Source organism: Rhodococcus sp. USK13, from assembly GCF_018343855.1.
Lineage (GTDB): Bacteria > Actinomycetota > Actinomycetes > Mycobacteriales > Mycobacteriaceae > Rhodococcus_F > Rhodococcus_F oxybenzonivorans.
The window spans coordinates 376,922-395,130 of record NZ_CP069241.1 but is presented as its reverse complement, the minus strand read 5'-3'; the positions used below and the strand labels follow the sequence as shown (position 1 = coordinate 395,130).

Here is an 18,209-nt window from a genome sequence, read left to right as displayed (position 1 = left end):
ACCGCCGGCGGCCGGTCCACACCGTCGAACGCCCCGGCCTCACGCCGTCGCTCGTTCCTTCGGCACCAGCAGTACGAGCAACGCGACTATCAGGCCGCCACCGGCGAGGTACAACCCCCAGCGGTCGCTGATCAAGTCGTCGTAGTTGTCACGGACAACGTCGCCGACGCGATCATCGAGCCGCCACAGGAACACCGCGGTGGTGCCAATCCCCACGATCACACCGAGCCACCCGGCCGCGCGCGAACCGACCAGTGCGGCGGCCAGCAGCAGAACCGCGGCCAGCAGCAGCAGCGCAGTCATCGACTTGTGCAACACCACGGCCTGATTCTCGACCTGCTCGAAAGTGATTCCGGTGGGGAAACCATCGCGCAGATCGACCAACGCGACATCACTCGGCTGTGTCTCCCCGAGTATCGGTAGGAACGCGCCGACCGCAACCGCGATGGCGCACGCGAACAGGACCAGATGGACGAAGGCGCGCATGGGCGTTCTCCTCTGTCGGCTGACGAGGTGCTCGAGCTAGCAGTAATCAATGAGGTGCTGTTAGTACTTCTGGAAGTCTCGCGCGGCCTCGAATGAGCGACCGCACCCACCGGGTGCGGTCCCTCAGCCTGTGTTAGACAGGCCGCACATTCGTGGCCTGTGGGCCCTTCTGCCCCTGTCCGACCTCGAACTCCACCCGCTGATTTTCGTCGAGCGACTTAAACCCGCTGCCCGAGATTTCCGAGTAATGCACGAAGACGTCCGGAGTACCGTCGTCGGGTGCGATGAAACCGAAGCCCTTCTCACCGTTGAACCACTTCACAATGCCCTGCGCCATGCCGATACTCCCTACAACCTCGATCCGGGAACCCACATCGAGTCCCCGATCTCGATACCGCTGATCCTGCCACCCAAAGAACGGTTCCGGACGACCGCACCCGAACCGAGGAAAGCGGACAGACTGCTCAACACCTACTGCGACTCTCGACTCTGCCACCTTCACCGTCAACGAGAACCGATCCACCGAGGGACTGCCGGTGGTGTCGACGGAGCCCCCGCGCGTCTTCGAGCTGAAAGGTGGTCGACCGACTCCAAAATTTCTATAGTGGCGACTGTAGACATTGAGGATTCGCTGTTGTAGAGTTCCTGTCGTTGCAAGGAAGAGGTTCACGAGGTGCGGGAGAGAATGAACTACCCGCAGAGCAGTACCGCAAGACGGGCGTGACGGGGAAAGCGTTGATGTGAGTGTGTGAGGCCCCGGCACCTCCGGCCGGCAGTCGAGCAGCACGATGAGCCCGGCCGCCGGAAAAGTGCAGGAAATTGGAAAGTGAAAACCGCTCCGGTCCCCGGTGCCTCACGGCGCCGGGGGCCCTGTCCGTGTGAAAGGTGTTATCCCATTCCGGAAGATTCCCCCGGCCGCAGCCCTGCCGGGGACAAGCTCGATGACGAGGACTACCCCGCCTACAGCATGGGCCGCGCCGCCGAGATCCTCGGCGTAACACAAGCCTTCCTCCGCAGCCTCGACAACGCGAAGCTGCTCACCCCCGGACGCTCGGAGGGCGGCCATCGCCGCTACTCCCGATACCAGCTCCGACTCGCCGCCCGCGCCCGCGAACTGATCGACCAGGGCACCGCCCTCGAGTCCGCGTGCCGCATCATCATCCTCGAAGACCAACTCGCCGAGGCCCGCCGCATCAACACCGAACTCCAGCACACCCACCGCCCGTCGATGGACGGGTCCGGCCCCACACCCGGCTGAACCACCCACCGACCCTTGCCGAACACCTGCCACCATGCGGCAGGGCGGCCAGGCCGGCTCTTGGCTGAACCGACGCGGCCTGGACACGACCGGTACTCCGGAATACCGGGCACGTCTAAAGAACGTGGTACCCCAGCGGGCCGCGTCCGACACTGCCGGTGAAGGACCGGTCCATGTTCGGGGTCGGTGAAATGAATGGGCTCGATCCCGGACAGCGGACCGATACATCGAGGTCACGACGTGAGAAGCCGCCGGCACCTGGTGGGGCCCGGGTCGGTCGCTTCGTGGGGCGTCAGGAAAGCCCTGATGTGAGTGCAACAGACGGGCGGCACACCGTCACCGTGCCTCGTCGACCAACACGGGCCTACCGATCGGCAGCGTCGGGGGTGGCAGTACGCATCGATGTGCACACACGCTGGTGTTTCGCGGAACATGCTTCGGGTACAGGGAACTCCAGCGATGGTCCGCGAAGCCGGACCGAGGCTTTCGCTACATCCGAACCAACAGGAGACGCGATGCGCAAGACCATTGTCGCCACCATTGCTGCTACCGCGATCACCTTCGGTGGTGTCGGCGTAGCCCATGCCACCGCTCCCGAAGCCGCACCCAGCGCCTCTGACGTGGCGCAGCAAGCGCAGAACGAGCACAGTGACAGCGAAGGCAGCGACAAGACCGGGCTATGGGGGCTCCTGGGCCTCGCGGGCCTGCTGGGTCTCGCCGGACTCAAGCGTCGAAACGACCCGACCGTGCGCACCAACGTCGGCACCGACCCGACACGCCGCCCCTGAAATGTGACTGTCACGCGATGCCCCGGCCTCACGGCCGGGGCATCGCCTGAGCCAACCGAATACCCTCGCGTCCAGGGTTGCGAACGCTCGCGTCAGTAGCCGAATCTCGAACGCTACCGGCATCTTCCGACTCGACTTGCTTGTCGAGAAGGACACGACTGCACCGCATTTCATCCGCGGGAGAATCAGGTCGAGGTGTGGTGACCCTCCGGCTGAAGGGGCCGGCCGGCCGGAGGGTCTGGCTGTTGCGGGAAGTTGCCGGTGACCGCTATGCCGCCCGGCACTCGTGCGAACTACCCCCGGTGTGCGCCGGACCGCATCCTCTCCGTGTGTGGCCGAGATTAGGGTGAGGCGCTCGACCGGGGGTTGTCGACGTCCTCGGCGCGGTCGCGGGTTAAGCCTGTGCCGCGGGTTCAGTGGAGAGTTCATCCTCGACCTCCCGCGCCACGTCGGGCGGTACGTAGACGCGACGTACCGCCCTGTCAGCTTCGGGGCACTCGGCGCGGCGGACGGTGCCGGCGTCTCTCGCCGAGAGATGTCGCAGAGGGGGCGGCCGCTCACCACACCTAACAAGGCGACCTCACCATGCGGGCGGGAGACCTTCGCCGACGCCCTCATCTCGTTCACGTGGGGGCGCGGTCAGGCCCGTTCCCTCGGCGGGGTGTCGGGGTGCTCGTGTGCGGTCAGGAGTAGGTGGTCGAACCGGGCGCGAAACGACTCGGGGAAGGTCGTCTCGGTGAGGGCGGCGACGAAGCGTTCGGCAAGGGTGCGGAGTTTGGTATTGGTCTGCTGTGAGCGCCAGGTGAGAATGCCGAACGCGCGTTCGGAAGAGATGCCGTACACGAGCATGAGGGCACCCTTGGCCTGCTCGATCACTGCCCGCGATTTGCCGAATTCGGCGACGGCCTCGGTGAGCGCCTCGTTGAATGCGCGGGGGTCGGCCTCCAATGATTCGGTGACGTCGATGTAATACCCGTACGTGCCGATGACCTGGTCGTTCTCGTCGAGCAGGCGATCGCCGACCACGATGACGTGGTGGATGCGGCTGTCGGTGTCGATGATGCGGTGCTTGCTGCTGAACGGCTCACCGGCGTGGATCATCTTGTCGAAGAGCGCCGCGACCTGCGCTTTGTCGTCTGGATGCTTGTGGGAAAGCAAAAGTTCGGTGGTGGGAGTTATCTCACCCGGTTGGTAGCCGTGCATCCGGGCGACAGGGTCGGACCATACCCATCGCTCGCCGTCGAGGTAGAACCGAAAACTCCCGCCCTGCGGGGGCGCAGTCGAGACAAGAAGCTCATCACTGTTCACACCTGACCCACTGCCCTCCGCGCTCAAACCATCCTCGCCTCGGGTCGCCACCGCCACAGTATGCCGAACACAAGACGTGCCCCGGAAATGCCCTACAACCGTGCATGAAGTGCAGGGTTTCTGCGTCGCTGGCGGATCGGGCACCCCGCGCGCAACTAGCGCCTCGCGGAACACATGAGTGCGGAGTGCGACTTGGCGCGCCACCGCCCGTGTCGGGGTTGCGTCCATAAAGATGGTGTACCGACCGGATTCGGATCTGACCGGCGTGTCGTAGCCCAATGAAGGCGGCCATCGCGTGACTCTTCGAGAGACCGACCAAAGTCACTCGATGAAGGACCACGCGATGACCACTGCCCACGATATCGATCTGCACCAGTTCCTGACCGACCGCCTCACCGACGCCAGCCCCGACCTGCTGCGCAGCCTGCTGTCCACGTTCATCGACGCGCTCATGGGCGCCGAGGCCGACAGCCTGTGCGGTGCCGGTTTCGGTGAACGCTCCGACGACCGCATCAACAGCCGGAATGGCTATCGGCACCGCGACTTCGACACCCGTGCCGGCACACTCGACGTCGCGATCCCCAAGCTGCGCTCCGGTTCGTATTTCCCGGACTGGTTGCTGCAGCGCCGCAAACGCGCCGAGAAGGCACTGACCTCGGTGGTGGCCACCTGTTACCTGCTCGGCGTCTCCACTCGCCGGATGGAGAAGCTCGTCGATTCCCTCGGCATCACCAGCCTGTCCAAGTCGCAGGTGTCCGTGATGGCTAAGGACCTCGACGCCCAGGTCGAGGCGTTCCGCAGCCGACCTTTGGATGCCGGACCGTACACGTTCGTCGCCGCCGACGCCCTGGTCCTGAAGGTCCGCGAGAACGGTCGGGTGGTGAACGTGCACGCCCTGGTGGCGGTCGGGGTAAACGCCGAGGGCTACCGCGAGATCTTGGGAATCGAGGTGACCTCCGCCGAGGACGGTGCCGGTTGGTTGGCGTTCTTCCGGTCGCTGGTCGCCCGCGGGCTGTCCGGAGTGCGGTTGGTGACGTCCGACGCGCACGCCGGCCTCGTGTCGGCGATCGGCGCGACCCTGCCCGGGGCCGCTTGGCAACGCTGCCGAACGCACTATTCGACCAATCTCATGTCCCAGACACCGAAGAATTCGTGGCCCTGGGTGCGTGCGCTCCTGCACTCCGTTTACGACCAGCCGGACGCCGATTCCGTTCATGCTCAATATGATCGAGTGATCGACGCCTTGTCGGAGAAGCTTCCGAAGGTCGCCGACCATCTCGACGCGGCTCGCCCGGATCTGCTCGCGTTCACCGGCTTCCCGAAGCAGATCTGGCGTCAGATCTGGTCGAACAATCCCCGATCGGTTAACCGGCTCTCGGGAGACACGATTCCGTCCGCGGCGTGAGATCCGGGGCCGACCGCCGGATGGGGCGCATGCTGACGGTGTCGACTCGATCGGAGAGGGGCAGAGGCGATGACCGTTCGGGTGCGCACTAGCGACGGCGGCTGTGTCATCGACGGCGAGTGGGAGGGATGCGCGGCGGCGAACGCGTTCCTCAAACATCTGGCCGGACGGGCGTTCAGCACGGCGACGGTGCGGGCGTATGCGTTCGATGTGCTGAACCTGGCGCGGTTCCTGCTCGACCGCGATCTCGGATTGGCGGCGGTGACGCCGGTGACCGTGTTCGAGTGGATCGACTGGCAGGGTGTGCGCCGTGATCCCCGACCCAGCGCAACGCCGAGGCGCGGCCGGCAGCGTGCGGCGGCGGCGTCGACGATCAACCGGCGGGTCGCGGCGGTGCGGGCGTTGTTCGAGTACCTGGTGATGACCGGGGTGCGCGCCGACAATCCGGTGCCCTCACCCCGGCGCGGGCAAGGACTCCGGCCGCCGGGGCGGGGTTTACTCGGGCATCTCGGGCCCGGCCGGCCCCGAGCCGGAGGCCGACTCGTACGGCAGCCGCGGTTGCTGCCCGAATCGCTCGACGCCGACGCGGTGGACGTGTTCGTGTCGTCGCTGCGCACCCATCGGGATCGGGCGATGGTGTGGGCGATGCTGCTCGGCGGTCTGCGCAGCGCCGAGGTGCGATCGCTTCGGTTGGCGGAGGTGGATTTCGGTCGACGGCGGCTGCGGGTGCTCGGCAAGGGTTCGAAGGAGCGTGTGGTGCCGGTCGATGCGGTGTTCTTCACCGAGCTGTCGGCCTATCTGCGCCTCGAGCGGCCACCGGGGTTGGTCACACCGGAGTGTTTCGTGGTGCTGCGCGGGCCCACCGTGGGGGCGCCGGTGACCGAGGCCGGGTTGCGGTCGTTGTTCCGGCGGCACCGGGACCTGTCCGGCGCCGGTCGGGTGCGTCCGCACCGGCTTCGGCACACCTACGGCACCGAACTCGCTTCCGCAGGAATCGATTTGATGGTGCTACGGGAGTTGATGGGGCACGTGTGGCCGGAGACCACCGCCGGATACGTGTACCTGTCCATCGAGCAGCTCGCCGCCGAATACGGCGCCGCCCGGGCCAGTCTCGCCGGGGCACGGCGATGACCACCGCATGCCCGACCGTGGTCGACCCGGATACGGTGCTGGCCGACTACCTCGACCACGTCGCCACCCTCGGCCTGGGCGGACGAGCCGTCCGCGGCCGCACCCGCATCGCGACCGCCTTTCTGGTCGCGCATCCGGATCTGCGGGAATGGGTGGACCAGCCGGCCTCGGACCGGCTCACCGAACTCCGCTGCACCGGGGCGTGGCCGCTGTTGTGTCACCTCATCGGTCGAGACGAGCTGCGACTGGACCTCGAGTTCGCCGCGGTCAAGAACCTCACCGGACTCGGGAGTGCCATCGAGGCCCGCGACCCGGACGGGTTCGCCGCGGCCCGGACCGCCGGACTGGCCTTGGGCTGGGCACCGTCGTGGGTCGAGACCGTCCTCGGCGAGTGCCTGGCGGTGCTGCTCGCCTGGCATGGCGGACTCGTCAGCGGCATCACCAATGACACCGTCGACGATTTCGACGCCGCATTGGCTGCAACACAGGCTATTCCGCCGTCGTCGCGCCGGGCCTACCGCAATCGGATCGCGGGTCTGCGGCAGGTGCTGTTTTCAGGCCCGCATCGTCGATATTCCACCACGGCGCCGCGTCTGGGCCCGCAGCTACGCCCAACGGTTCGCCGACGTTCCGATGGCCGACGCGATCCGCGAGACGTTGTTGCGGTATGTCACCGTCCGAGCCGCCGTGCTTCGCCCGAAATCCGTCGAATCACTGATCAACGATCTGCTGCCGTTCGCCGACTACCTCACCACACAGCACCCCGAGGTCACGTCCCTCGACGGGCTGGACCGCAGTCACATCGAGGGCTTCCTCGCCTGGAACCGCACCCGCAGCTGGCGTGGCCAACGCGCCGCCGCCGGCGCCGGACGCACCATCTCGATGGCCGTGATCCAATCGACGGTGCTGAGCCTGCTCAACCTACTCGACGATCTCACCGAATGGGGCTGGGAGCAGGCGCCATCGCGCCGGCTGGTCTTCGCCGCCGACGTCCCCGAACTTGATCAACCGTTGCCCCGCGCACTGCCTCCCGACGTCGACGGCGCGGTGATGAACGCCGTTGCCGGATTGGAGGATCCGTTCGCCCGCATCGGGTTGACAGTGCTCCGCGGGGCGGGGTTGCGGGTCGGGGAACTGCTCGATCTCGAACTCGGCAGCGTCATCGACTACTGCCCGGCCGGCACCTGGCTGAAGGTGCCGCTGGGCAAACTCGCCACCGAACGCATGGTCCCGCTCTCGGCCACCACGATCGCGGCATTGGACGAGTGGAGCACCCAACGCGGCGTCTGCCGACCACTGCCGCATCCGCGCACCGGAGCGTTGACCGATTTTCTGTTCGTCGCGCACGGCCGCCGCCTCGGCCAGACCCGGCTGCGTAACGGGCTACTCGCCGCCGTCGAGTCCTGCGGGCTGCGCGGGACCGGCGGCGCACCGTTGGTGGTGACCCCGCATCAGCTACGCCACACTTGGGCAACTGAACTCGCCAACGCCGGTATGAGTCTGCAAGCGTTGATGGCGCTGCTCGGGCACGTCACTCCACAGATGACCCTGCGCTACGCCACCCTCGCATCGCCGACGCTGCGCGACGCCTACGACCAGGCCATGGGCAAGATGCGCCGCCGGTTCACCCTCACCCCGGTCGGCAAGCCGATCGTCCCCGACACCGTCAGCTGGCTCGGCAGCGAGATGCTCAAAACCCGCCTCGCCCACGGCTACTGCTCCCGCCACGAAGCGGCCGGCGCCTGCCCCTACGCCAACATCTGCGAAACCTGCGACAACTTCGTCACCGGACCGGAATTCCGCGGCGCGCTCGAGGCACAACGCACCGACATCCAGGCCCTCGAAACCGACGCCCGCGACCGCGGCTGGCCGGACGAAGCCGCCCGCCACCACCGCGTCGCAGACGCACTCACCGACCACCTGCACCGCCTCGACTGCTGAACCCAAACAGGCAAACCTGGGTTGACCCACACGCGAGGGCCGGTTAAAGGAACGGCTCAACAAGGAGATCCGGCGCAGAACCGACGTGGTCGGGATCTTCCCCGATCGCACCGCCCTGATCCGGCTCGTCGGCGCGGTACTCGCCGAGCAGCATGACGAGTGGATCGAAGGCCGCCGCTATCTCGGGCTCGACGTGCTGGCCCGCTCCCGCGGTGTCCACCCCGACGGCACCGCCACCGAATCCACTCAGGAGGTGACTCAAGGGGCACTGACCGCATAACCACCCGACGAAGACTCACGCGACGATGTCGTACACCACCTCACGGGACTTGACCCGTGTCGGCGGTGCACACAATACGTACATGCACACCAGTCACACAGACAACAGGAGAACAAACCCATGCGCCGTCGCCCCCGGGTTTGTCCACGACCGCGAACTTCCATCACCCGAGTGACACGAAACCTGGAAAGTGACACGCGAGTGACATGAAATTTGGAAAGTGGCACCGCTTTGCGGAACCTACAACGATTCCGGCGAAGAGGACCCTTCCGCCTTTTGTACCGTGTCACTCATGGTTTGTGCGCACTTCGGCGACGAGAATTCAGTTATCGCAGCCAATCCCGGAAATGTCGACGTGAGCGTGTTTAGCTGCGCAGGATGTCGGAGCACCCGGATACTGCTCCGGTGACGATCGAACCTGTGGACATGGGCCCCGTGGCTTCCTGGCTACGGGCGGCGCATCGTACGTTCGAACGGAACCGCAGACGGGTGAGTCAGGACGATCTACGGGTGTTTAACGAGCGGCGACGCCTCGTCGAGAATCGAATCGATAAGATCAGCTGCCGCAGCAGTTTTCGCGAGGGACTTTGTTGTTCCGCGGCCCGTTGCCGTGTGGTCCTGGTATCGGACTTCGCATGTGAACACCGGTGCGTGGGCGGCGCCGTCCACCGACACTGACCACTGCGCGGAGGGATGCCCGTGGTGTTCGGCATGGCTCAGTACCCACGCGATCGGGTTCTTGTGCGCTCGTTCCCGCTTTTTTGACGCCTGCCGGGAATCCGAGTCCGGGTCTCTGTCGCTCGCTGGTGCTGGCCGCGCCCGTATCCCTGCGTGCGTGGTGCTCGGGGGAACTGCGTGCGGATCGTCCCGCAGCGGGGAGTGCGTCTCCGGATGGCTCTCCCCTGCCGCGACGGCCTGGGCGAGGCCCCACGCTGCGTCCTGCTCGGCTCGCTTCTTACTTCCCGCGGTTGCCCATGGTCCGCAGACGTCGCCCACCCGGAGGCGGGCCGCGAATACCGGTGTGTGCGAGGGCCCACGGTGATCACCGTCGACCTCGGGTCTAGGAAGATTGGGATGGGCTTGTAGCCACATCGACACCACACTCGGCCCGAATTCCGGATGCGACTGCGCTGCCCAATCGAAGACCTCGGAACGGATGGCAGCCCAACCCTCCCCCGCATCGAGCAACGTCACGATCGTGGTGACCGTTACCTCGTCAGCCTTCATTCGGCGGCGCAGCTCGGTGACCACCTCATCGATCGGGTCACGTGCGGCCGCAGCCGCCAGCACCTTCGCCCACCGCTTCGAGTCGAGACTCTCGAGTTCGCCGGCGGCGACGACCTGCGCGGTCACCTTCCGATCGAGTGCCTTGAAGTGTGCTGCCTTCTCTTCCCGGTCCAAGGCGATACGCCGGTTGATATCGGCGGCGAGGTTGCCGAGTTGTTCGGTCGTGTACGGGGCAGGCGCGGAGTCGAGGTGGGCAAAGATCACCCGCTGGGTGATCAGGTCCGACACCCTGCGTAGCGGCGACGTCGCGTGCGTGTAGGCCGCCAACCGAAGCCCGTGATGGCCGTGCACCGTCGGGGCGTAGGTGGCCGCCCGAAACGACGACTGCAGACGCGAACGCAGCTTCTCGAACAGCACCGGATCGGTCATCGCCACCGCCACCTCCGCTGCAAGGTCCTCGGTGCTGCCCGCCGTCACCGCGCTGCGGTGATTGCGAAACAGGACCGGGAGATCCTCCTGCACACACCACATGGCGATCGCCTCGTTGGCTGCGATCATCATCTCCTGCACGATCACATACCCAACCGTCCGCACGTCGGATGGAATCGGTGCGATTCCCCCTTCCTCGGTGGAGCCCCAGCCATGCGTGAGGTCGTAGAGCGCGAAGGCACCGGACCTGCGACGCCCCTGGAGTAGTACCTGCGCGGCGTCATTCGCGGCTTTCACGCATCTGTGTAGCGGGTCGTCGATTGATCCGAGTATTTCAGAGATCTGTGCGTGATCGATCCCGACGCACCGGCCGGCCGGCACCCGCCCGCGATCGACACTCACCCCGGAGACAATCCCGTCCGCGGACAGATCAGCCTGGACGCACAGTGTGGATCTGGCCGCTGCCTCGGTCAACGTTGCCGCTTGCTCGGTGTCACGGCCGAGCATCGGTACCGTCCGGCGGGGCAGATACTTCGATTCTCGGCGCAGGAAAGCCGTCGCATCGGTGGCGGATCCTAGGGCGACCACGTCCGCGACGCCAGCGATGTGTACCTCCAGCTTCCACCCCGAACCGTCGGCAAGTTCGGTTACCGCGAACGCATCATCGCGGTCGAGAGCCTCGGACCGATCCACCATCAACAACGGCACACCACTATCGGACACTGCGCCTCCTCGAGAAGAAATCGGCAGCGACACTGCACCAGGAACCATCAGTACCAGCGATGGACATCAGTGTCGATCACCACTTTCCTTCGACACGCCCACCGATCCGGCTGGCGTGCGGCTGTGCCGGTCAAATCTCGTCGAGACTCTTCCGTCCCGGCAGTCCTGGTTGACGGCACGTCTCCAGTGCCGTGCCTGGTCTCCTGGCCCAGGAAATACCCGGTGTCGACCGGCATGACGCGCACCGGCCAGAAAACCTTTCGTACCGGAGCGTCCTCCCGCGTGTATCGACGTGCCCGCCAACATGAACAAGTCAACCACCTCGCTCACAACAGTAGATTCGATCTAACACCCGGCTCGATACCGTGAGGGAAGGCGCGCCGTGCATTCGGTGAGCGTTCACGTGGCCACCATCGGTTCAATCGGCCTGCACGGCCCGGAATGCCACAGCGCACTCCGACATCGAACTTCCTTCACTGAGCGAGTCCATAGCCGCAAGGGTGGGAAACTTCGTCCGTGAGGAGGAGTCAGCGATGACAGTTCGTGGGCAGATCTCACACGATGCGAGGGACTAAGCGAGGCACACCGTTCCAGTCCCCCTCTACCTCTTCGATCTGCCGGCGCACCGCGGATCGTCGATCAGGCCGTCAACTCGGTGCGGGAACACCCGCAGAAAATTGCCCTGCACGCAAATTCGCTGGTGGAGCACCGTCAAGTAAACCGATTTGACCCCTGAGTGGTGACTTCGTCCCCCGCCGTGGAAAAAGTCCGTGCGGGGTAGACCGTACTCGGGTGACCAATGAGGAGCTGCCGAGCTGCGGTAACTGCATCCACCCTTTGGTGCGATGACGTCTACGTCTCAGCAGGAGTGCAGAACCTGACTCATTGCGTCCTTCTCCGCCTGGGTCACCCACAGCCGGTAGAGGGCTTTGACGTCGATCTGCCGGGAGACGTAGGTGCATCGGTAGCTCTTGTTCGGCGGCAACCAGGATGCGGCGTCGGAATCGGATTTCTTCGAGTTCGTGGGGCCGTCCACAGCTTGCAGGTTCCGTGGGTCGTTGGCCAGGTCGCGGCGCTGCTCCGGGCTCAGTTGCTGGGCGCCCTTCTGCCACGCATCGGACAGGGCGACGACGTGATCGATCTGCACCGCGGTGGAGGTGTCCTGCCCGCGGACAAAGGCGATCGTGGTGGCGGTGTAGGGGTCGTGCAGTGTGCCGGTCGCGACGACGCAGTCGCGGGTGCTGGGCTTGTAGGTGATCTCGACGAGGTCGCGGCGCAGGATGTCGTTGCGGGTGTCGCAGCCGTTGTGGCCGCCCTCGACACCGTTGTCGTCGGACCACGACGGGCCGAACTGCTCACGGGTGTAGCCGGTCTTCGGGGCGCGGCCCTTGACCGCCAGGGTATCGAGCTTCGCCAACGCCGGCGCCGCGTCAAACCCTACCGACGGGGCGGTCGGTGCGTCCCCAAGCGATCCGGTTCCAGGGTTCGCATCAGCGACGGCAGAGCAACCGGTCAAGCCGAGCACGGTGACTGCGCCGAGAGCGAGAAGAGCGGACCGGGGACGACGACGCATGTGGCAGTTCTCCTGTTACCTCTGGGACTGAAGTGGCACACAAGTATGACGTGCTCCTCCGACAACCCTGGCCACCAGTGCGCGGGAATGCGCGGCCTGATCACCTCGACCCTCACGTTGAGCCCACTCAGTCAGCCGGCCGCTGACCAATATCGTGGAGCAGATGTCCGCCCAACCTTCCGTTATCCGAACAACGCACTTTGCACGACAACACCCCAGGTTCCCCAATGGACTCACACCTGCATCGCTGCTCCGCCGTTTCTTCAACACGCATCTGACCTCGGACACAGAAATCGGCTCCCGGATGGCGGAAAAAGCGTCACCGCGGCGGATAATCGAACACATGTTCGAGCGCTGGCAGGCAGTACACGACCCCAAGCCATGGCGCACCGTAGACCCACCCCGGCCGGTTACTGTCGACCTGGCTACCGCGATCTCGCACGGCGGCGGACGCCTCGCTCACGACCTCCCGTTGCGAGTCCGCGCCGACGGACTCAATCTCGACGTCCAGGTTCCCGGCGTGCTGCACGCGTGGGCGCGCACATCCCGCGGGGCCTGGCTAGGTGCCTGTACATTCACCATTCCTACCGGCAACAAACTCGGCTCTTTGACGGTCACGCAATGGTGCCCCGCAACGGCAATCACACCCCGCGACCCGGACCGGGGCAGATGAACCCAGCACTCCGCATCAGATCGCACAGTCGCTCCGCCCGCCAGCAGCGATGTGACCGGATGGGTTGGTCGGCGCCGGGAACGCGGTGCAGCGAGGAGACGCATCCACCCACCGCCCGCTTGAGAATTGCTCAACCCAGCCGGATAGTCCACCGAGCGCTTCGCCGCCGACGGCGGCCGGACTATCCGCCCAATCACGAGCACACGGTCGCCGACACTAATTCTCAGTGGTCTGACGAAGAATCAGGCGGAACATCCGGTCGTTGCTCTGCGTCAGGCCATTTCGCGAGCTTCACACGATACAGACACGGAATCTTCCGTTCATAGCCGTCTTTCGTGACACAGCGCTCCCCCACGCCCACACGACAATGCGGGCACGGAATGTGACCAACGAACTCGAATGGGTCCATCACTCACCTCCACCGACGCCACCTGATCACCCGCACCGACACCTGATATCGCGAATCATGCCGTACCCACCATGTACACACCACCCCGCACCGTCGGGTATCCATGCCGGGCGCATCCGACCGCCACATCGCACACGAAGCCGCTCGACCGCGGCCACCACGAATCGCCCTCCACGAAAACCACACGGCCGCGCCAACGTACCCACGAACTATCCCTCCGAGATCTTCCGGCCGGAGGTGAGTGAGTGCAGCATCGACTCGCCGCTGACCAACGAGCAGAGACACCCTGCGTCAGCGTCTCGATAGCACCCGAATAGTAGGTGCCCGCCGTTTTACAGCGTCTCGGCCGCAAAGCCCAAGTCAGTCAACACCAAGCTACGCGGCGCCCGCCCGGCTCACGTACGCGCGAACAAGTACACAGTCAACGGCGCAACGCCTTTCAACCAACTTAATCCCGCCCACAGTGCGTGATGACTTTCTGCGCATCTCACTCCCACTCGGGAGCGAAATTCCTTCATGGCCATTCACTCTCCCGACCCAGCAACGCCCTCCGACACCCGAATCGACCACCGAACTGTACGACTCAAGCCGATCACTACCCACGCATGTCCGGCCCACCTGGCACTATGGCGAACAGCAGCCAGACGAACTGGCTGAGCGATGCAGCAAGGAGCACCACATGGCATTACCTGTATTAACTGCAGAACAACGCGCCGACGCGCTGGCTAAGGCAACCGAAGCCCGCAAAGCGCGTAGCGAACTCCTCTCAGCCGTGAAGGCTGGAGAGCTCACCGTGGCCGCGGTACTCGCCAAGGCTGAAACGGACGAAATCGTGAAGAAGACGAAGGTGTCGGCATTGCTGAAGGCACTTCCCGGTGTCGGATCAGTGAAGGCCGCGAAACTTCTCGAGGAACTGTCGATCGCCGAGACCCGCCGGATCGGCGGACTCGGAGCGAACCAGCGCCAAGCACTAATCGAAGCTTCCACAGCTTCCTGATCGCACAACCGCAGCCTCCAGCCAAATCCGAATACCTCGGCTGGAGGCTGTGGCCGAGTACCGCACAAGTATCAGTGCGCTGCGTTGTACGCATCCTCGAGCTGGGCAGGGATTCGTCCCCGCGAGGACACTTCATACCCCTGGGCCGTTGCCCACTCCCGAATGTCCTTTGCCCGCTTTCGCCCATTCGATGGAGCCACTACCGGAGTCGACCGACGCTTCCGCCCACCAACGCGAGTTGCATGCTCGATGTAGTAGTTGAGAGTGCTGTGGAACTCCTTGGCGTTCTTGGCCTTCAGATCAGTTTCGTAGTCGACACCGTTAACGGAGAACGCAATGGTTTCACCCTTGCCATTCTTGATCGGCGTCCCGTCGATGTCGTCGAGACGTTCGACAACAATTTTGCGCGCCACAGTTCCACTCCTTCATCGTCGATTCCCGGCGAACACTACTGCGAAGTAAGGCGTATCTGCGAATCCGACAAATCTATCGGATCGCCATTGCAGCGAGTACGTTTCGCTGCGGTATTTGCGGGCATCCACCCGAGACACGCGGTCACGGCAGCGCCCCTTCGGGCTCAAAATCCACCGAGCAGCCCCAACAAAAGAACCCATTCCGACGCTCATCTCAGGTACCCATCAACACTGCCGGTAGCCAGGCCGAAACCAGCTATCCCCCCATCGCAACTACGCGTCCGCTCAGCGTCGAAGCCGTCCATGTCTACAGGCATCTTTCTCATACGATTTGTGGCGATCTTGCAACTGCCGACGAGCCGAATGCCGATCGCTGCGACGAATCCCTCGACCAGATTGCCGGGTCATGCGTGACACGCGCTCAAAGCGATTGACATAATCGAAGCAGAGACTAACTACTTGACATGTCGGGTTTTCACAGAAGGGCTGATCTCGATGCGAACTCAGCGGTCCGCAGCCTCAGCAGTGGAGCTGTACTCGGCCTTCCGGCAACAACACCCCGGAACCGCGATACCCGAAGACTACGTCACGGAGTGTGGATTCAGGCTCGGTCGTTGGCAGTACCGTCAGCGCGTCGCTCGGATGCTCGGAACACTGCCTGCCCAGCGGATCCGCGAGCTCGATGCAATCGAATTCGTGTGGAGCGAGGACGACGCCCCTCTACCCGCCGTGACTCGTACCGACAGCAAGCGGCGTCGCATGCTCGCGGAGATTGCTGCCTACCGTGAGCAACACGGCGATGCACTCGTTCCCGCGAACTATGTGAACGACGACGGGGAACAGGTAGGTCAGTGGCTCTACCGGGCGGTGAAGAAGTGGCGAGCGGACCAACTGCCCGACGAGGAGCGCGGCCCACTCGCAGCACTTGGAGTCTCCCCCGGCCCGCGCCCCCGTGGACCAAGGACCGCGGCGTAACACCACCCCATTCACCAAAGAGACCGATAATCCACAGAGAATGTGGACACATCAACGACGAGAAGCCCAGCCGCTTCAACGTTGACTCACCTTCCGAACAGAACCTTCTCACCGCGGCCGGGCATCCATCGCTCGAAGACCACTCACGCGGTCCGGCGGTCCCAGGTGCAGACGAAATAGCGCCACCAGCACCGGAGAGGCGACGCTCACGAGCATTCGAAACATACGACTGTATTGCGCAGCGGCGGCACCCTCATGGAACGCTCTGGGAATGTCGACCGTATCTGGAACTCGAACTCCATCGAAGTCATTCAACGACCTCACACACGCACCAGTCGTATCAAATGAGAAGACACTTCACGGCCCACGCTAGCGAGGGCACGCCACCATACTGCGGCATTTAGCGCAGAACCGGAGGTTCGACGTTGCCGTCCCTGCGAGTGACGCGGTACGTCGGGAGTGAACCGGTTTCGCACGAACACGGCCGATGAAAGAGAAGACCTGGCACATGAATTCCCCCGCAATGAACTGGCGGCGGCTGCCGCGCCCACACACCTGGACTACCGAACCGCCAACGGTAGACGACTTCGAGTCAACGCCAGTGTCCGCAGACGGGCGCAGATCGAGTGGTCGCCCGATAGGTGAACGTGCTTGACCATGGCCTCACCGATCTGAACTCACACCGCGCCGCCACGAACACGCAGATGGCCGTCTCGGCACTGAGCCACGTGGGTAACTGGAAACGAAACCAACTCCGATCGCCGAGATGGTGCCACAGAACAGCCTGAACAGCGCGATAGCACGACGCTCCCCGCGGGCTTGACGCACGTAGTCGCGTCCCGATGACTCACCCCGGGTCGCCAACACGAATCGGATGCGTCCGGTCGGCTGGGCGGTCCCGGACCCCCCTGCTAGCCTGAGGCGCGTTCACCAGCACCTGCCGCATTGCTGGCCGGACACGGGCATCCGAATGCACAGTGTCCATAATCGATCGAGACTCCCCATCGACCCAGAGGCGGGGAGACAATCTCCGACCTCCTGCTTCGACCCTCCTTCCGCAACCTCGCGCTCAGAATCCGCGACGGTATGTGGATAGACATTCCGCTCTGAGCGTCGTGGCGCGCAACCATTGCACCTCTCATCCATTCCTGCGGTCGATCCGGCTGGCACTCGCAGAACATCAGTCGCGCGAGTTCGCGGTGGTTCGTATATCAATTTCGGACGGCACGGCGACGGCACCCACTCGAGGAATTGGGAGGCGCTGGCGCCACAGGACATTCGTCCCGAGGCGCCGGCACATGCCGATCGCTCAAACGGACATCATCAGCGGGTGCACCTCGAACCTGAAGGGTGCCCGCCGAAGCGGCGGCGCTCTACGGCGGTACCGCCATAGCGGCTTGGCCGCGGTGATGCAACGTGCATCACCGCGAGACGTCCTCCCGCAAGGTATTCGCACCGAACGCAAACGTCCAAGCTGCGCGTCGGGGTGATGCACCGTGCATCACAGCATCACCGCGTTAACAAAGCGACGCTACGCATCGCGAGATCGATCGGTGATGCACCCAAGCCTGCCGGACTGACACCCACGCTGGGACCACTGGCGAGCAGAATGCCCTCTTCGACCTTTCGTCAAGTGACGAAAGAGTCTGCGGGTACTTTAATTGGCCTCCACCAAGGATCAGCGGGCGAAGTTAATGCCCAGCGAGGCAGGACGGTCCGGAGCAGGCGCGCTCTGATGGTACGCCGGCGCAAAAAGGCGCCACTTCACTTCAGTGGCGCATGGTCGTGTGTATGGCCTTATATATGGCCTTACACACAGCCAGTCATCTGACCCTGATCGCCGAATCCCGATAGCGCACAAGGCGCGCTTGCACGCCGATCCGCTCTTGTCGAAAGCGCTCGCACCATCTGCCCATACGCGGGTATGCGACCCCTCCCCCATTCCGAGAACGCGGGATTTCATGGGTTTCCTCCTGTGCGTGAGGGATTCGGTACTCCTCAACCTCTCCTCCTCCACTAAGCGCGCAGGGGCACTGGGAGCGTTAGACCTCTAGTTCGGGTTCCGGTAGTGCCGACTCGTATGACGATCCGCCCCGTTTTCGACTGCGCAGCTCGTGCATCCATCTAGCGTGCGTAACGAATTCAACGTCATAGCCATCCCTGAAACCCGCACCCGTCTCTTGTTCCAACACT

At 64.3% G+C, this 18,209-nt stretch carries 13 protein-coding genes and 3 pseudogenes; 9 read left to right on the top strand and 7 right to left on the bottom strand.

Annotated features, from left to right (window positions below):
* Nucleotides 1-39: 39 nt before the first annotated feature.
* A complete protein-coding gene (locus JQT59_RS01800) occupies nucleotides 40-486 on the bottom strand; it encodes a hypothetical protein (RefSeq protein WP_213571377.1) in 447 nt (148 codons plus the stop codon).
* A 133-nt stretch (nucleotides 487-619) separates the two neighbouring features.
* Nucleotides 620-823: a cold-shock protein gene (locus JQT59_RS01795; RefSeq protein WP_009476254.1), complete on the bottom strand. Its 204-nt coding sequence runs from the start codon at nucleotides 821-823 to the stop codon at nucleotides 620-622.
* A 558-nt stretch (nucleotides 824-1,381) separates the two neighbouring features.
* Between JQT59_RS01795 and JQT59_RS01790 the strand changes: the two genes are divergently transcribed.
* Both JQT59_RS01790 and JQT59_RS01785 read left to right on the top strand, forming a co-directional pair.
* Nucleotides 1,382-1,744, top strand: a complete 363-nt coding sequence (locus tag JQT59_RS01790; protein WP_249353656.1) for a MerR family transcriptional regulator — start codon at nucleotides 1,382-1,384, stop codon at nucleotides 1,742-1,744.
* A 515-nt stretch (nucleotides 1,745-2,259) separates the two neighbouring features.
* Nucleotides 2,260-2,532 carry a WGxxGxxG family protein gene (locus tag JQT59_RS01785; protein WP_213571376.1) on the top strand — a complete coding sequence of 91 codons (273 nt, stop codon included), beginning with the start codon at nucleotides 2,260-2,262 and terminating at the stop codon, nucleotides 2,530-2,532.
* Between the two features lie 639 nt (nucleotides 2,533-3,171).
* On the opposite strand, the gene JQT59_RS01780 is transcribed toward JQT59_RS01785, so the two are convergent.
* Complete coding sequence (locus tag JQT59_RS01780; RefSeq protein ID WP_213571375.1) at nucleotides 3,172-3,840, bottom strand: PAS and ANTAR domain-containing protein; 669 nt, start codon at nucleotides 3,838-3,840, stop codon at nucleotides 3,172-3,174.
* Nucleotides 3,841-4,183: 343 nt separating this feature from the next.
* Between JQT59_RS01780 and JQT59_RS01775 the strand changes: the two are divergent.
* From JQT59_RS01775 to JQT59_RS01760, 4 genes and pseudogenes are all read left to right on the top strand, one after another.
* Nucleotides 4,184-5,200, top strand: a pseudogene (locus tag JQT59_RS01775) (IS256 family transposase); the annotation flags it as partial.
* A gap of 114 nt (nucleotides 5,201-5,314) precedes the next feature.
* The gene (locus JQT59_RS01770) at nucleotides 5,315-6,376 is read left to right on the top strand and encodes a tyrosine-type recombinase/integrase (protein WP_213571373.1); all 1,062 of its coding nucleotides are present in this window, start codon (nucleotides 5,315-5,317) and stop codon (nucleotides 6,374-6,376) included.
* Nucleotides 6,373-8,317: pseudogene (locus JQT59_RS01765) on the top strand (tyrosine-type recombinase/integrase). The gene JQT59_RS01770 and the pseudogene JQT59_RS01765 overlap by 4 nt, the downstream one beginning before the upstream one ends.
* A gap of 49 nt (nucleotides 8,318-8,366) precedes the next feature.
* Nucleotides 8,367-8,597: pseudogene (locus tag JQT59_RS01760) on the top strand (transposase); the annotation flags it as partial.
* A 504-nt stretch (nucleotides 8,598-9,101) separates the two neighbouring features.
* Here the strand turns inward: JQT59_RS01760 and JQT59_RS01755 are convergent.
* The gene (locus JQT59_RS01755; protein ID WP_213571561.1) at nucleotides 9,102-10,949 is read right to left on the bottom strand and encodes an RNB domain-containing ribonuclease; all 1,848 of its coding nucleotides are present in this window, start codon (nucleotides 10,947-10,949) and stop codon (nucleotides 9,102-9,104) included.
* An 886-nt stretch (nucleotides 10,950-11,835) separates the two neighbouring features.
* Entirely contained in the window at nucleotides 11,836-12,549 is a 714-nt protein-coding gene (locus JQT59_RS01750) for an HNH endonuclease family protein (RefSeq protein ID WP_213571372.1), read from the bottom strand.
* 343 nt (nucleotides 12,550-12,892) lie between these two features.
* Between JQT59_RS01750 and JQT59_RS01745 the strand changes: the two genes are divergently transcribed.
* Nucleotides 12,893-13,222: a hypothetical protein gene (locus JQT59_RS01745; RefSeq protein ID WP_213571371.1), complete on the top strand. Its 330-nt coding sequence runs from the start codon at nucleotides 12,893-12,895 to the stop codon at nucleotides 13,220-13,222.
* Nucleotides 13,223-13,445: 223 nt separating this feature from the next.
* On the opposite strand, the gene JQT59_RS38240 is transcribed toward JQT59_RS01745, so the two are convergent.
* Entirely contained in the window at nucleotides 13,446-13,631 is a 186-nt protein-coding gene (locus JQT59_RS38240) for a zinc finger domain-containing protein (RefSeq protein WP_502939690.1), read from the bottom strand.
* A gap of 679 nt (nucleotides 13,632-14,310) precedes the next feature.
* Here JQT59_RS38240 and mihF point away from each other — a divergent pair.
* The gene (gene mihF, locus JQT59_RS01740; RefSeq protein ID WP_109335695.1) at nucleotides 14,311-14,628 is read left to right on the top strand and encodes an integration host factor, actinobacterial type; all 318 of its coding nucleotides are present in this window, start codon (nucleotides 14,311-14,313) and stop codon (nucleotides 14,626-14,628) included.
* Nucleotides 14,629-14,699: 71 nt separating this feature from the next.
* Here the strand turns inward: mihF and JQT59_RS01735 are convergent, their stop codons facing one another.
* Nucleotides 14,700-15,041, bottom strand: coding sequence for a histone-like nucleoid-structuring protein Lsr2 (locus JQT59_RS01735; RefSeq protein WP_213571370.1), 342 nt, complete (start codon nucleotides 15,039-15,041; stop codon nucleotides 14,700-14,702).
* Nucleotides 15,042-15,536: 495 nt separating this feature from the next.
* Here JQT59_RS01735 and JQT59_RS01730 point away from each other — a divergent pair, with 495 nt between their 5' ends.
* Entirely contained in the window at nucleotides 15,537-16,016 is a 480-nt protein-coding gene (locus tag JQT59_RS01730; protein ID WP_213571369.1) for a helicase associated domain-containing protein, read from the top strand.
* Nucleotides 16,017-18,209: the final 2,193 nt, after the last annotated feature.